The sequence below is a fragment of the Dactylosporangium sp. NPDC051484 genome (genome assembly GCF_040689395.1).
Taxonomy (GTDB): domain Bacteria; phylum Actinomycetota; class Actinomycetes; order Mycobacteriales; family Micromonosporaceae; genus Dactylosporangium.
This window is the reverse complement of record NZ_JBFAZX010000012.1, coordinates 145776-158470: the sequence shown is the minus strand read 5'-3', so window position 1 is coordinate 158470 and position 12695 is coordinate 145776. Positions and strand designations below refer to the sequence as shown.

Genomic DNA, 12695 nt, shown 5'->3' with positions numbered 1-12695 from the left:
CCGTGTGGGGCCTCGCGGTGCGGTTCGGCTCAGTCGAGAGCGGGCTCCTGGAGCTTGTAGCCGAGATCAAGCAGCCCCTCGACGGCCTTGTCAGGCCGCCTGCGGATGGCGTTGAAGTGCGCCTCCGGATAGCCGTCCTTGGCCCGCTCGTAGTCGTAGTGCAGCATCTCGGTCTCGGCGTGCTGGCCGCTGACCAGGGTCCAGGTCGACTTCTCCACGGTCGCGTGGCCGTCCTCGTCCGCGAAAAGCTCGGCGTCGACGCCCAGCCACAGGTGTATCCCGCGCGTCGTCCGAAGGCGCGCGAGGCGGCCGCGCGCACCGCTGCGTGTGATGTCGATGCCCAGCCGCGTGCGGTCGTCTGGAGTGTTGACGGTGCGAATGCTCGTGCCGTCGGTCACGGTCGAATTCAGCAGTTGTGTGAGTCCTGTCGCGAAGTCCGCGCAGGCTCGCTGGAATCGGCTCCTAGCCAATGTGGAACCAGAGGCTGCGGGCCTCGTATGACCGGAACTCGCCCGCGGCTGCCTCGCAGGCCAATTGTTCGTACGTCAGGCCGAGTTCGTCCAGCGATTGCTGCACGGCGGCGTTCCACTGTTCCTGTGTGGGATACCAGTTCCCCTCGTTGTCGAAGTCGCCCTCAAGACGCGCCTGCCGAGGTTGTGGGATTGGGATGGTCGTAGTCATCGCGTCGTTCCTCCCGTGTACGCGAGCCACCGGCGACAATGATGACAGATATGGTCAACCAGCGCAACCAAATAGGGCCATAATTGATCTAGAGTAAGGAGGAGGGCGTGATCGGGAGGGATCTGACGCGGATGCCCGTCGCGTGGTGGACGGCGTTCGCGACCGCGGCGGCGGCGCCGACGATGCCGAGCTCGCCGATGCCCTTCGAGCCCATCGGGTTCAGGTGGGCGTCCTCCTCCGGCACGAACTCCACGTCGATGCGCGGGATGTCGGCGTTCACCGCGACGTGGTAGGACGCCAGGTCCGACGTCACGAAGTCGCCGCTGCGCGGGTCCAGGACGGTCTGCTCCATCAACGCCATCGACGCGCCCATCGTCATCCCGCCGAGGAGCTGCGAGCGGGCCGTGGTCGGGTTGATGATCCGGCCTGCCGCGAAGACGCCCAGCATGCGGTCGAGGCGGACCTCGCCGGTGGACGGGTCGACGCGCAGCGCGCAGAACTGGGCGCCGAAGGCGTGCCGGGCGTACTCGTCGCGGGCGGCGATGTCGGTGGTCGTGTCGGCGCTGACCGCGACGCCCTCCGGTGGGACGCGGCCACCGTGGTCGCGCTCGATGCGCTCGCGCAGAAGGCGGCAGGCCTTCGTCACGGCCCAGCCCCACGAGGACGTGCCCATCGAGCCGCCCGCGACCGGGGCCGGTCCGATCGCGCTGTCGCCGACGGCGATCTCGACGCAGTGCGCGTCGCGGCCGAGAGCGTCGGCGGCGATCTGCCGCACGACCGTGCGCGCGCCGGTGCCGATGTCCGCGGCGTTGACCGCGACCTCGAAGTGGTCGTCGGCGGTGGCGCGCGCGGTCGCGGTCGAGGGCCAGGTGATCGCCGGGAAGGAGGCCGACGCCACACCGGTACCGAGGAGCCAGCGTCCCTCGCGGCGGGCCGCGGGTCGCGGGTCGCGCCCGGCCCAGCCGAACAGGTCGGCGCCGCGCCGGAGGCACTCGGCGAGGTGCCGGCTGCTGAACGGCAGGCCCTCGACCTCGCTCGCGGTGTCGTTGTCGATGCGCAGCCGCACGGGATCCCAGTTGCCAGCGGTGGCCAGCTCGTCCATGGCCGACTCGAGCGCGAACGAGCCAGGGCACTCGCCGGGGGCGCGCATCCAGGACGGCGGCGGCACGTCGAGGGCGACGACGCGGTGCGTGCTGACGTGGTCGGGCGGGTTGTAGAGGACGCGGCTGACGACGGCGCTCTGCTCGGTGAACTCCACGAGCCGCGACGTCTGCGAGATGGCATCGTGGGCGAGGGCGAGCAGGCGACCGTTCCCGTCGGCGCCGAGCCTGACGCGCTGGATGGTCGGGGTGCGGTACCCGGCCAGCGAGAACAGCATCTGCCGGCTGAGCGCGAGCTTGACCGGCCGGCCCACGATACGGGCGGCCATCGCGGCGAGGACCACGTTCACCCGCGGCGCGCCCTTCGAGCCGAAGCCCCCGCCCACGTGCTCGTTCCGCACGCGCACGAGCTGCGGCGGAAGCTCGAAGAGGGCGGCGAGGGTGTCGCGTACCGTGGTTGAGGACTGCGTCGCGTCGAACACGACGAGCCGCCCGTGCTCCCAGAACGCGGTCGTGGCATGTGGTTCCATCGGGTTGTGGTGCTCGATCGGCGTGCGGTACGTCGCGTCGACGCGTATCCGCGCGACGGCGAACCCGGCGTCGAAGTCGCCCTTCTCCACCCGGCCGACGTAGCCGGCGTTGACGGTCGCCGGCTCGTAGAGGCCCGGATGGTCGGCGCGCAGCACGGTGTCCGCCGGCTGGATCTCCGCCCGCACCACGACCGCCTCCGCGCCCTCCCGCGCGCTCTCCAGGCTCCTCGCCACGACCAGCGCGACCACCTGCCCGTGGAAGGCGACGTCGGGCGACTGCAGCACGAGCAGGGTCGGGTCGGCGGCGGGCTCGAGGCGCGGCGCGTTGCCGTGCCACAGCACCGCGAGGACCCCGTCGATCGCGAGCGCGGGGGTGGTGTCCACGTCGATCACCCGCCCGCGGGCGAACGCCGCCTGCACCGGCCAGGCGTGGACGGCGCCCGGCAGGGGGTGGTCCATGGCGTACCGCGCCTGCCCGGTGACCTTCTCGCGCGCCTCCAGCCGCGGCTGGGCGGTGCCGACGTTCGCGGCGGTGCGCAGCGTCGTCACGAGGTCAACTCCCGCAGCACCTCGACGGTCAGGTTGCGCAGCAGCGGCACCTTGTAGCCGTTGTCGCGCAGCGGCCGGGCGCCGGCCAGTTCCTCATCGGCGGCTCGCGCGAAACTGTCCACCGTGGCCGGTGCGCCGCGCAGCGCGCGCTCCGCGGTCCAGGCGCGCCACGGCAGGTGGGCGGCGGCGCCCCAGGCGATGCGGGCGTCGTGCACGACGCCCTCGCGCACGTCCACCGCGGCCGCGATCGAGCCGGCGGCGAAGGCGAAGGACGCGCGGTCGCGGACCTTGCGGTAGACCGACGTCGCGGCCATGGGCAGCTGCGGCAGTGCGACCCCGGTGATCAGCGCGCCGTGGGGCAGGTTGGTGTCGCGGTCGGGCCGCTCGCCCGGTCGGCGGAAGAGGTCGTGCACGCTGATCGCGGCGCTGCCGTGCGGGCCGATGTACTGCACCGAGGCATCCATGATGGACAGCGCCACGGCCATGTCCGACGGGTTGGTCGCGACGCACTGCGGGGACGCGCCCAGGATCGCGAGGTCGCGGTGCTCGCCCTCGCGCGCGTCGCAGCCCGAGCCCGGGATGCGCTTGTTGCACGCCTTGGTGACGTCCTGGAAGTACCGGCAGCGGGTGCGCTGCAGCAGGTTGCCGGCCACGGTCGCGCGGTTGCGCAGCTGCCCGGACGCGCCGGCGAGCACGGCCTGCGACAGGGCCGGGTAGCCCGCGCGCACCGCCGGGTGCGTGGCGAGGTCGCTGTTGGGCACCAGCGCGCCGATGTGCAGGCCGCCGCCCGGCAGCGCCTCGATGTCGCGGTACGGCAGGTGGCTCAGGTCCACCAGCACGTCGGGCACGGTCACTCCGAGCTTCATGAGGTCGACGAGGTTGGTGCCCCCGGCCAGGTACACCGCGCCGGGCTTGACCATCGTGGCCAGCGCGCCCTCGGCGTCGCCCGGTCGTTCGTACACGAAGGGCCTCATGACGCCGAGGCCGCCTCGTAGACGGCGGCGGCGATGTTCACGTACGCCCCGCAGCGGCAGATGTTGCCGCTCATCGCCTCCCGGACGTCGGCCAGGGAGGCGGTCTCCTGCGGGGTGAGCCCGGCCGCGGAGCAGATCTGGCCGGGCGTGCAGAAGCCGCACTGCAGCGCGTCGTGCTCGATGAACGCCTCCTGGATCGGGTGCAGGCCGTGCCCGGCGCTGAGCCCCTCCACGGTGGTCACCTCCGTGTCCTCGGTGGCGACCGCGAGGATGAGGCAGCTCACCACCCGCCGGCCGTCCAGCAGCACCGTGCAGGCGCCGCACTGGCCGTGGTCACACCCCTTCTTCGTGCCCGGCAGGTTCAGCCGCTCGCGCAGCACGTCCAGCAGCGTCGCGCGGTTGTCCACGCGCAGCTGGTGGGCATACCCGTTGACGCGCATCGTCACGTCGCTGGAGGTTCGTGTGTCAGCCACGGCGCGGTGCTGCCCCCGCCCCGGCCGTTTAACCCGCCCGCTTGACATGAACCGCGCTTGAGGTCCGAGGGTGGTCACATGCGTGCGATACAGGTGTCCCGCTTCGGCGGGCCGGAGGTCCTGGTACCCGTCGACACGCCCGACCCGTTCCCCGGGCCCGGGCAGGTCGTCATCGACGTGGCGGTCGCCGACACGTTGTGGCTGGAGACGATGGTGCGGGCCGGGTTCGGCGGCGACGTCTTCCCGGTCGAGCTGCCGTACCGGCCGGGCGTGGGCGTCGCCGGCACGGTGTCCGATGTGGGCAGTGGCGTCGCTCCACAGTGGATCGGCAGGCGGGTGGCGGCCCGCACCGGCCACGCCGGCGGCGGCTACGCGACCCGCGCCCTCGCGCCGGCCGACGTGCTGGTGGCGATCCCCGACGGCGTCGAGGCGGCCGGTGCCGCGGCCGTGCTGCACGACGGCGTGACGGCGCTGGCCCTGCTCGACGTGGTGCCGGTGCGCCCCGGCGACCGGGTGCTGGTGACCGCGGCCGCCGGCGGCATGGGCGCGATCCTGGTTCAGCTGGCCAGGGCGCAGGGCGCGACGGTGGTCGCCGCGGCACGGGGCGCGGCGAAGCTCGAGCGCCTGCGCCTGCTCGGCGCCGACCAGGTCGTCGACTACTCGGCGCCGGACTGGACCGCCGCGCTCGAGCCGGTCGACGTGGCGCTCGACGGCGCCGGCGGCGACTACGGCCGCGCCGCGTTCGCGCTGGTTAACGACGGCGGCCGGTTTTCCGGGCACGGCACACCGGCGGGCGGCTTCACCACGCCCGACCCCGAGGTGGCGCGGGCGCGCGGGATCACGGCCACCGGCATCGCGGCGCTGCAGCTGCGCACCGCGAGCTTCCGCGCGTACCTCGGCCGCGCCCTCACCGCCGTCGCCGAGAAACGCCTCACACCACTGGTCGGGCAGGTCTTCGGGTTGTCCGAGGCGGCCGAGGCGCACCGGGCGATCGAGCAGCGCACCGCGATCGGCAAGACCTTACTGGCGGTGGGCTAACAGTCGCATGACGCTGCTCGGCGCGGGGCGGTGAGCTCGTCGGCGGGCCGGCGCTGCGGGCCCGCCGTCGTGGCGAACTCCAGGCCCTCGCGCACCCAGTACTCGTAGCCGCCGAGCATCTCACGCACCCGGTAGCCGAGCTTGGCGAACTCCAGCGCCGCGCGGGTGGCGCCGTTGCAGCCCGGGCCCCAGCAGTACGTGACGACCTCGGAGCCGGCCGGGATCAGCTCCGCGGCGCGGACGGCGATGTCGGCCGTGGGCAGGTGCACGGCGCCCGGGATGTGCCCCTGCGCCCAGGCCTGCGCGCCGCGCGAGTCGACGATGACGAGGCCCGCCGCGTCGGCGGTCATGGCCGCGTGCACGTCGCTGACGTCGGTCTCGAAGGCGAGGCGGGCGGTGAAGTGCTCGATGGCGTTGGTCATGCCCAGCAGCATGATTCCGCGGCGGTACCACAGGACAGTGGCGAAAACGACGCCGTTCGCTAACATCTCGCCATGCGTGTACACATCGGCGGCCCCACCGTCTCGGTCCTGGCATTCAGGGGCATGTCGCTGTTCGAGACCGGGATCGTCACCGAGGTCTTCGGGCTGCCGCGGCCGGAGTTCGACGTCCCGTGGTACGAGCTGAGCATCTGCGCACCCACCCCGGCCCCCGTGCCGGTGGTCGGCGGCGCCACCCTGCACCCCGGCGGCGGCCTCGCCGAGCTGACCGCCGCGGACACGGTCATCGTGCCCGGCGTCGAGAGCGTCCACGCCGACCCACCGCCCGCCGTCCTCGACGCGCTGCGAGCCGCGCACGAGCGGGGGGCGCGGATCCTCTCCATCTGCTCGGGCGCGTTCGCGCTCGCCGCGGCGGGCCTCCTCGACGGCCGCCGCGCCACCACACACTGGCGCTACGCCAGCGTGTTCCGCGACCGGTTCCCCCGCGTCGAGCTCGACCCCGACGTGCTGTACCTGGCCGATGGCGACGTGTGGACCAGCGCCGGCAGCGCCGCGGGCCTGGACCTGTGCCTGCACGTCGTGCGGACCGACCACGGCGCCGCGATCGCCAACGCCGTGGCCCGCCGCCTCGTCGTTCAGCCGCACCGCGACGGCGGCCAGGCCCAGTTCATCGAGGCGCCGATGCCCGCCGACGCGTCGGACGACCGCATCGCCGCGAGCCTGACATGGGCGCTGGCTCACCTGTCCGAGCCGCTGACCCTGTCAGCCCTGGCGCGGCAGGCGCACATGTCGCCGCGCACATACCTGCGCCACTTCACGCGCGCCACCAGCACCAGCCCTATCCGCTGGCTGCTGCGCCAGCGCGTGCAGGCCAGCCTGGCCCTGCTGGAGACGACCGACACCCCCATCGAGCAGATCGCCGCCACGGTCGGTTTCGAGACCCCGGTGACGTACCGTCACCACTTCGCCAACGCCATGCGCACCTCGCCCTCGGCGTATCGGCAGGCCTTCCGTTCGCGGGTCTAACGTGGTGGCCATGGCCTTTGCCGACTTCCGCGCGGCGGACGCGATCGCCGTCCGCACCAGCGCCAAGCTGCTCCACGGCCCGCCCGACCTCGCCCTGCCCGCCCCGTGCGCCGGCTGGAACCTCGCTGACCTGCTGGCCCAGATGACCGTGCAGCACCTGGGCTTCGCCGCCGCGGCCCGTGGCGAGGCGTGGCCCCTGGAGCGCTGGCGGCCAGGCCCGCTCGGCGCCGCCGCGGCCGAGGGCGTCATCGCCGCGTTCGACGCCGTGGACGCCCTCGACGCCCCGATGTCCATCCGATGGATCGCCCGCCCTCAGTCCTGCGCGGCGGGGGCGAACGGTGCCAGCGCCTCGACCGGCGGGATCACGTAGTACGCGCCGGTGAGCGGCGCCGTGTAGCGGGTCAGCGCGTCGCGCACGCCGTCGCCGACGCCGGCCATGCGGCGCAGCATCTCGGCCAGCGGATGCTGGGTCGCGCAGAAACCGACGAACATCGTGCCGTGGTCGCGCACCGTGCCGTAGGCGGTGTTGCGGCGGAAGATCTTCAACTCCTCCCCGTGCTCCTCCACGACCGTGCGGGACACGTGCGACGTCGGCGGCTGGTGCTCCTCGTCGAGCTCGACGGAGTCCGCCTTGGTACGGCCGATGACGAGCTCCTGCTCCGCGACGCTGAGTGCCTCGAAGGCGGCCGAGTCGTGCCGCCACTGCTGGACCAGCACCACGCTGCAACCCGCGCCCGGGCCGTCCGCGGCGGCTGCGACCGCCGGGGCGAGGCTGCGTGGCGGGTTCTCGGTGCCGTCGATGAACCCGGTGAGGTCGCGGTCCTGGTGGTACACCCAGCCGGAAACCTCGCGGGCGCAGATCGCGACGGGCTCGAGCAGGCCGAGCGCGGCGCGCGTGTAGTCGAACAGCGCGGTGCGGTCCGCGCCCGACAGCCACAACCACGCGTCGTGCTGCGTGGCGGGCATCGTGAACCCGTCCGGGCCGGCCACCGCCTCGGTGAAGTCCGCGGCGACGACCGGCTCCCACAGCGACGGCCGAATCCCGATCACCACGTTGATCGCGCCGGTCGCCGGCATCGGCTCGCCGACCGCCGTCAGCGCCGCGATCAGGGCCCGCAGCGGCACGCCCGGGCGCAGGTCGAACTCCAGATACGCATGCTCGGCCAGCGCCGCGGCGAAGATGCCCGGCTGCGGAGTCGGTGCCATGCGGCGATCGTATCCGGATCAATATTCGCAGGACATTTGTCGCCGTGCTGTCGAGACGGACGTGGAGATCCGCGAAGCGGTCACCGGATACCACGAGACCGGCCTGACCGCCGAGCTCACCCGGGCCAAGAGAGCCCTGGCCACCGCCGATATCGCCGCCCGCCCGCACCTGTCGGAGAGCACCGTGCGCGACTACCTGTCGTCCGCGATCACCAAGACCGGCACCACAACCACGAGGAACGACGCGGCAGGGCCGTGTGGCCAAAGTTGAGTCTAGATGACTCATGTCACGTTCACGGACGGAAGAGGGTGGGCGCCCCGTCCGTTGTACGACTTGAGTGATACGGGCTCAATCTTGGAGGGACTCACCATGTTGCTGCGTACCGCCCCGTTCCGGACCTTCGACGCGTTCGACCAGTTCTTCGGCGGGCCGGCCGTCCGAGTCGCCGCCCCGCTGGACGCCTACCGCGACGGCGACACGTTCTACGTGGAGATCGACCTGCCCGGCGTGGACCCGGCCACGATCGACGCCACCGTCGACCGCAACGTGCTCACCGTGCGCGCCGAGCGCACCAGCACCCAGCGCGAGGGCGTCCGCCGCGTCATCACCGAGCGCGCCGCCGGCACCGTCACCCGCCGCCTGGTCCTCGGCGACACCTTGGACACCGACCGCCTCGAGGCCAGCTACGACGCCGGCGTGCTCACCCTGAGCATCCCCGTCGCCGAGAAGGCTCGCCCGCGCAAGATCGAGATCAACACCTCGCAGCGCGAGCTGGCGAACGCCTGATCCAAGCCGGCCGGACCGGCCGGCTCCCAGCGTCAACGCCATCCAGACCGGATGAACGGGCAAATCGCCCGGGCACGGCTCGCACTGGACACTTCCCCCTTGATCACGGAGTGCTCGTGTACCCCCTGGTACACGAGCACTCCGTGATCAAGGCAGCCCCGGCGCCGAACCAGTCGCCCAGACAGCGGTCCAGCAATGCCGCCGGGCGACCGGCCGTCCCACGGTGTCGCCTCAGCTGCGCGCCAAGCGATGCCGCCCGAGCCGGTCAGCCCGCCGCACAGAACGGCACACAGAACCCCGGACACACCGAACAGAACAGAACACGGAACAGAACATTCCAAACGGGTAGAGCGCCAAGCAAGCCATGCCAAACGGGCCCGCCCGGGCACGCCGGCCAGGGCAGTGCCGAACGGGCTACCACCCGATCGCGGCGACCGGCCCGAGTGTCGATCCGGCATCGGGGTGCCCCCGACCAGGGCGACCGAGCCGGCCAGAGCGGCCAAGCCGACCGGAACGCCGGAGCCGGTGTTTCCGAGCGCCTGACGAGGTTCGATCCACGCCCGCGAAGGGGTCGCGACCCGAGACGGGTCGCGACCCCTTCGCGTTTTTGCACGCATTCCTAATCGATCGGCGTCGCCACAGTCGGTTATTCTCACCGCGCCCGCGGTGAGCGTCCGGCGTAATTGGCCCTCTGGCTAAATGCCTTGCTAGGCGGGCCTGGAGTCCGCAGCCGGCGCGGTGCTAACGACGCCGTGCGGTCAGCAAAGGCGACCAAAGCCGCCCCCGGCCGCCGGGCAAAGCGGACCCGCGCGGTCCCGTCGCCAATGGGGCGGGGCGGGGCGGACGGGCAAGTACACCGGATCGATCGGCAATGCGCGCCCGCCGTCCGCGGCAAACCAAGCGGACCCGCGTGGGCGGAGGCAAGCATGCAATGCCGGCCGTGACGCGCAAATCCGGGCCACGTAACGGCAGCAAATCGGACGTATGGCCTTAGGAATGGGGCCGAACATGCACGTGAAAAAACGGGCGGGCTAGGTGCTTGAATCACGCACCCAGCCCGCCCACGTACGTACGTTCACACCGCCCGGCGGCACAGCGAGAGGCACCGCGAGTGCGGGCCCGCAAGCCGCCCTACCGACACCGGGATGGCCCGCCGTCTCGACGGGCCATCATGCTGGCGACGCCGCCACAACGACCGTTCCGAGCCGCCGAAGCGGCCCGGAAGGCGTCGTCACGGCCGCACGAAGCCCGTGCGGACGGCCGTGAAGCACCGATCAGCGACCGGCCTCCGCGTGATACCGGTCGACGATGTCCTGCTTGATGCGACCCCGATCGGACACGTCGATGCCCTTGGCCTGCGCCCATTCGCGGATCGCACGGTTCTGGTCGCGATCGCCGCGGGTCACGCTGCGGCCTCGGACCTCGCGTCCCCGCGAGGTCGCGACCACACCGCCCCGGCCGATCTTCGTCGCGGCGGCGACGAAAGGGGCCACCGCGTCGCGCAGCTTGACTGCGTTGGCCGCGGACAGGTCGATCTCGTACTGCACGCCGTCGAGCGCGAACACGATACTCTCGGCGGCGGGCTTGCCGTCGATGTCATCGATCAGCTCGTGGATGACGCGTTTTGCCATGAGTGGCCTTTCCTCGGTGGTACCCAGGTGTACAGAACCGATGTGTACGTAACCGATCCGGACCTCGGCACTGAGCGCACCGGCCGTATCATTCGGACACAAACAAGTTACTTGGCGACATACTACGCGGGACTCGGAGAGATTACCTCCACAGTAGCCCTTTCGCGCACCCGCCACCTAAATCAGCATGTCACGAAACGCATACAACACGAAACGCACACGATCGGTAAAGGCAACGCGGCGATATTGGGGGAAGGACCACACCGGACAGAGCCACCCCGGCAGGATGGGTGGAACTCACCCTCGCGATCCAGAAGATCGCGGATGTGGAGTCAGGCGAGCATCCGCAGCGACAGCAGCAACGCCCCACCGACCACCAGGAGCAGGCCGCCGACGGATACGATCCGCACCAGCCACGAACCCTCCCGTACGAGTCGGGTCCAGCGCAGCAGCTGCTCGCGCGTGAAGTACAGCAACCGCCGCGCCCAGCGGAATTCCATCGCCAGCAGGGCCAGGCCGCTCAGGATGATCACCCAGCCGGGGCCCGGCAGCGGCAGCAGCACCACACCCACGGCGATGATCAGCGTGCCCAGCGCGGCGACCGTGACCTTCACGACCAGCCGGCCCAGCGAGGTCGCATTGGCGCGCTCGCGCAGCCGCAGCATCGCGGCCCGCGCGCGACCGGCCCGCTCCCGCCAGGAGCTCGCCGCCACGGCTCGCGCCCCGGACTCGGGCTCGGGCGCGGCTCCGGGGATACGAACGCCGCCACCGTCACGGCGACCGCTGCCACCGTCACGAGGGCCGTCGCCACCGTCATGAGGGCCACTGTGACCGTCGATACCACGAAAAGCAGCAGCGTCACCAGCCTCGCAGGCCGCCGGACCATCTCCCGCAAGGTCGGCGGAACGCCCCGAATACGCCTCGGAAACGGACGAATGACCCAAGTCACGTTCAGGTGGGGCAAGATCGGGCGAACCAGTCGGGTCGATGACCGGTACCGCGCCTTCATCGGCCGCGGCAGCGACACGCCGGAAGTCACCCTCGCGTGCGGCCGGGCGTCCGGAATCAGGCGTAACGCCCGACCCGTTCGCCTCACTACCGCGCAATTCTCGTTCCACTCACTCGATGACCCGTCACTCCCATGGACCACTGGACGTTACCGGAATGAATTGGCGTACGGCCCACACGTCACGTCAAGGACCCCGACCGCGCCCAGAAGACTGGACATCAAACGCATGATGTCTGGTTTGACGGCAAATCGGACCTAGAACACTACAGGGTGAGATCGTAGAATCACTACGCGTAATACTGGGAATCGCCTCAACATAGGAGAGGCGGGGCACGGCATGCTCCGCAAGCGGTGCCGGGGGGAGTACGACATGAGCGCTATCCGACCATCGACCGTCGAGGTCGAGACATCCCTACGACTCGTCGCGCCCGACGCGACCGCGCTGCCAGTGCGAGCCAGCCTGCGTTACGACCCGAACGACCCGTACGCGGTGCACGTCCTCTTCCACGCCGAGTCGGCGGGGGGCGAGCCGGTGAGCTGGTCGTTCGCTCGTGAGCTGCTGTTCACCGGGCTGGACGAGCCGGCGGGCATCGGCGACGTGCGGGTCTGGCCGTGGAACGGGCCGCGTGGCGACTTCGTCGCCCTGGCCCTGTCATCACCGGACGGCAATGCGCTGTTCGAGGTGCCCCGCAGCGTGCTGGTGCGCTTCCTGCGCCGCACGTACAGCGTCGTGCCACGCGGGCACGAGACCGACCACCTCGACGTCGACAGTGCCGTGAACCGGCTGCTCGCCGGTCGCTGAGCCCCATCGCACGATCTCGCCGGTGCCACCCGCGGCACCACCCGCCCCGCCGTCGAGCGAGCGAGCGCGAAGTGTCACCGCCGCCGGGAGCCGGCACGAGGAGGCAGCTCCCGGGCGAGCACGCACACCACGGGCGGTACACCCCGCAGCACCACCGTGCCGAAGCGCGGCACCGGCAAGGTGCGGCATCACCAGGACGGGCGACACCGGGCGCCACGCCGGCCCATCCTCCCCCAGCATCCGCCTGCTGCGGGGAGCGAGGGCCGGGCGTGGCGCCCGGCGCCGTTTCCGGGCTTCGCCGACACGCCCGATGGCAAGCCGGTCCCGCCTACGAGGCCGGCGACGAACGAACGGTCCGAACCGGCTACCCGAAGGCCCGGCCGGTGCGGACGCATCGGCACAGCCCAGCGCGAGGGGCTGCCCGGTGCGGACGGCCCTGATAGGGCCGC

At 71.5% G+C, this 12695-nt stretch carries 15 protein-coding genes; 6 read left to right on the top strand and 9 right to left on the bottom strand.

The features are described from left to right. Window positions 1-29 precede the first annotated feature (29 nt). From AB0367_RS21495 to AB0367_RS21475, 5 genes are all read right to left on the bottom strand, one after another. A complete protein-coding gene (locus tag AB0367_RS21495) occupies window positions 30-398 on the bottom strand; it encodes a hypothetical protein (protein WP_366228126.1) in 369 nt (122 codons plus the stop codon). A gap of 64 nt (window positions 399-462) precedes the next feature. After that, window positions 463-681 carry a hypothetical protein gene (locus tag AB0367_RS21490; RefSeq protein ID WP_366228125.1) on the bottom strand — a complete coding sequence of 73 codons (219 nt, stop codon included), beginning with the start codon at window positions 679-681 and terminating at the stop codon, window positions 463-465. An 88-nt stretch (window positions 682-769) separates the two neighbouring features. After that, entirely contained in the window at window positions 770-2860 is a 2091-nt protein-coding gene (locus tag AB0367_RS21485) for a xanthine dehydrogenase family protein molybdopterin-binding subunit (protein WP_366228124.1), read from the bottom strand. Further along, window positions 2857-3834, bottom strand: coding sequence for a xanthine dehydrogenase family protein subunit M (locus tag AB0367_RS21480; RefSeq protein WP_366228123.1), 978 nt, complete (start codon window positions 3832-3834; stop codon window positions 2857-2859). Before AB0367_RS21480 ends, AB0367_RS21485 begins: the two co-directional genes overlap by 4 nt. Further along, window positions 3831-4274: a (2Fe-2S)-binding protein gene (locus AB0367_RS21475; RefSeq protein ID WP_366228185.1), complete on the bottom strand. Its 444-nt coding sequence runs from the start codon at window positions 4272-4274 to the stop codon at window positions 3831-3833. Before AB0367_RS21475 ends, AB0367_RS21480 begins: the two co-directional genes overlap by 4 nt. 111 nt (window positions 4275-4385) lie before the next feature. Here AB0367_RS21475 and AB0367_RS21470 point away from each other — a divergent pair, with 111 nt between their 5' ends. Then, the gene (locus tag AB0367_RS21470) at window positions 4386-5345 is read left to right on the top strand and encodes a zinc-binding dehydrogenase (RefSeq protein ID WP_366228122.1); all 960 of its coding nucleotides are present in this window, start codon (window positions 4386-4388) and stop codon (window positions 5343-5345) included. Here AB0367_RS21470 and AB0367_RS21465 read toward each other — a convergent pair. Continuing rightward, window positions 5342-5767, bottom strand: coding sequence for a rhodanese-like domain-containing protein (locus AB0367_RS21465; RefSeq protein WP_366228121.1), 426 nt, complete (start codon window positions 5765-5767; stop codon window positions 5342-5344). The genes AB0367_RS21470 and AB0367_RS21465 overlap by 4 nt on opposite strands. Window positions 5768-5839: 72 nt before the next feature. Here AB0367_RS21465 and AB0367_RS21460 point away from each other — a divergent pair, with 72 nt between their 5' ends. Both AB0367_RS21460 and AB0367_RS21455 read left to right on the top strand, forming a co-directional pair. Next, window positions 5840-6811, top strand: coding sequence for a helix-turn-helix domain-containing protein (locus tag AB0367_RS21460; RefSeq protein ID WP_366228120.1), 972 nt, complete (start codon window positions 5840-5842; stop codon window positions 6809-6811). Between the two features lie 10 nt (window positions 6812-6821). Further along, window positions 6822-7181: a hypothetical protein gene (locus AB0367_RS21455; RefSeq protein ID WP_366228119.1), complete on the top strand. Its 360-nt coding sequence runs from the start codon at window positions 6822-6824 to the stop codon at window positions 7179-7181. Here the strand turns inward: AB0367_RS21455 and AB0367_RS21450 are convergent. Beyond that, window positions 7124-8017, bottom strand: a complete 894-nt coding sequence (locus AB0367_RS21450) for a Dyp-type peroxidase (protein ID WP_366228118.1) — start codon at window positions 8015-8017, stop codon at window positions 7124-7126. The genes AB0367_RS21455 and AB0367_RS21450 overlap by 58 nt on opposite strands. Window positions 8018-8078: 61 nt before the next feature. On the opposite strand from AB0367_RS21450, the gene AB0367_RS21445 reads away from it, so the two are divergent. Together AB0367_RS21445 and AB0367_RS21440 are read left to right on the top strand one after the other, a co-directional pair. Further along, window positions 8079-8288, top strand: a complete 210-nt coding sequence (locus AB0367_RS21445; RefSeq protein WP_366228117.1) for a hypothetical protein — start codon at window positions 8079-8081, stop codon at window positions 8286-8288. A gap of 99 nt (window positions 8289-8387) precedes the next feature. Beyond that, complete coding sequence (locus AB0367_RS21440; protein ID WP_366228116.1) at window positions 8388-8804, top strand: Hsp20/alpha crystallin family protein; 417 nt, start codon at window positions 8388-8390, stop codon at window positions 8802-8804. Window positions 8805-10078: 1274 nt separating this feature from the next. Here AB0367_RS21440 and AB0367_RS21435 read toward each other — a convergent pair. Both AB0367_RS21435 and AB0367_RS21430 read right to left on the bottom strand, forming a co-directional pair. Next, window positions 10079-10435 carry an Lsr2 family protein gene (locus AB0367_RS21435; RefSeq protein ID WP_366228115.1) on the bottom strand — a complete coding sequence of 119 codons (357 nt, stop codon included), beginning with the start codon at window positions 10433-10435 and terminating at the stop codon, window positions 10079-10081. Between the two features lie 332 nt (window positions 10436-10767). Next, window positions 10768-11148: a TIGR02611 family protein gene (locus AB0367_RS21430; protein WP_366228114.1), complete on the bottom strand. Its 381-nt coding sequence runs from the start codon at window positions 11146-11148 to the stop codon at window positions 10768-10770. 666 nt (window positions 11149-11814) lie between these two features. Here AB0367_RS21430 and AB0367_RS21425 point away from each other — a divergent pair. After that, window positions 11815-12246, top strand: coding sequence for an SsgA family sporulation/cell division regulator (locus AB0367_RS21425; protein WP_366228113.1), 432 nt, complete (start codon window positions 11815-11817; stop codon window positions 12244-12246). Window positions 12247-12695 lie beyond the last annotated feature (449 nt).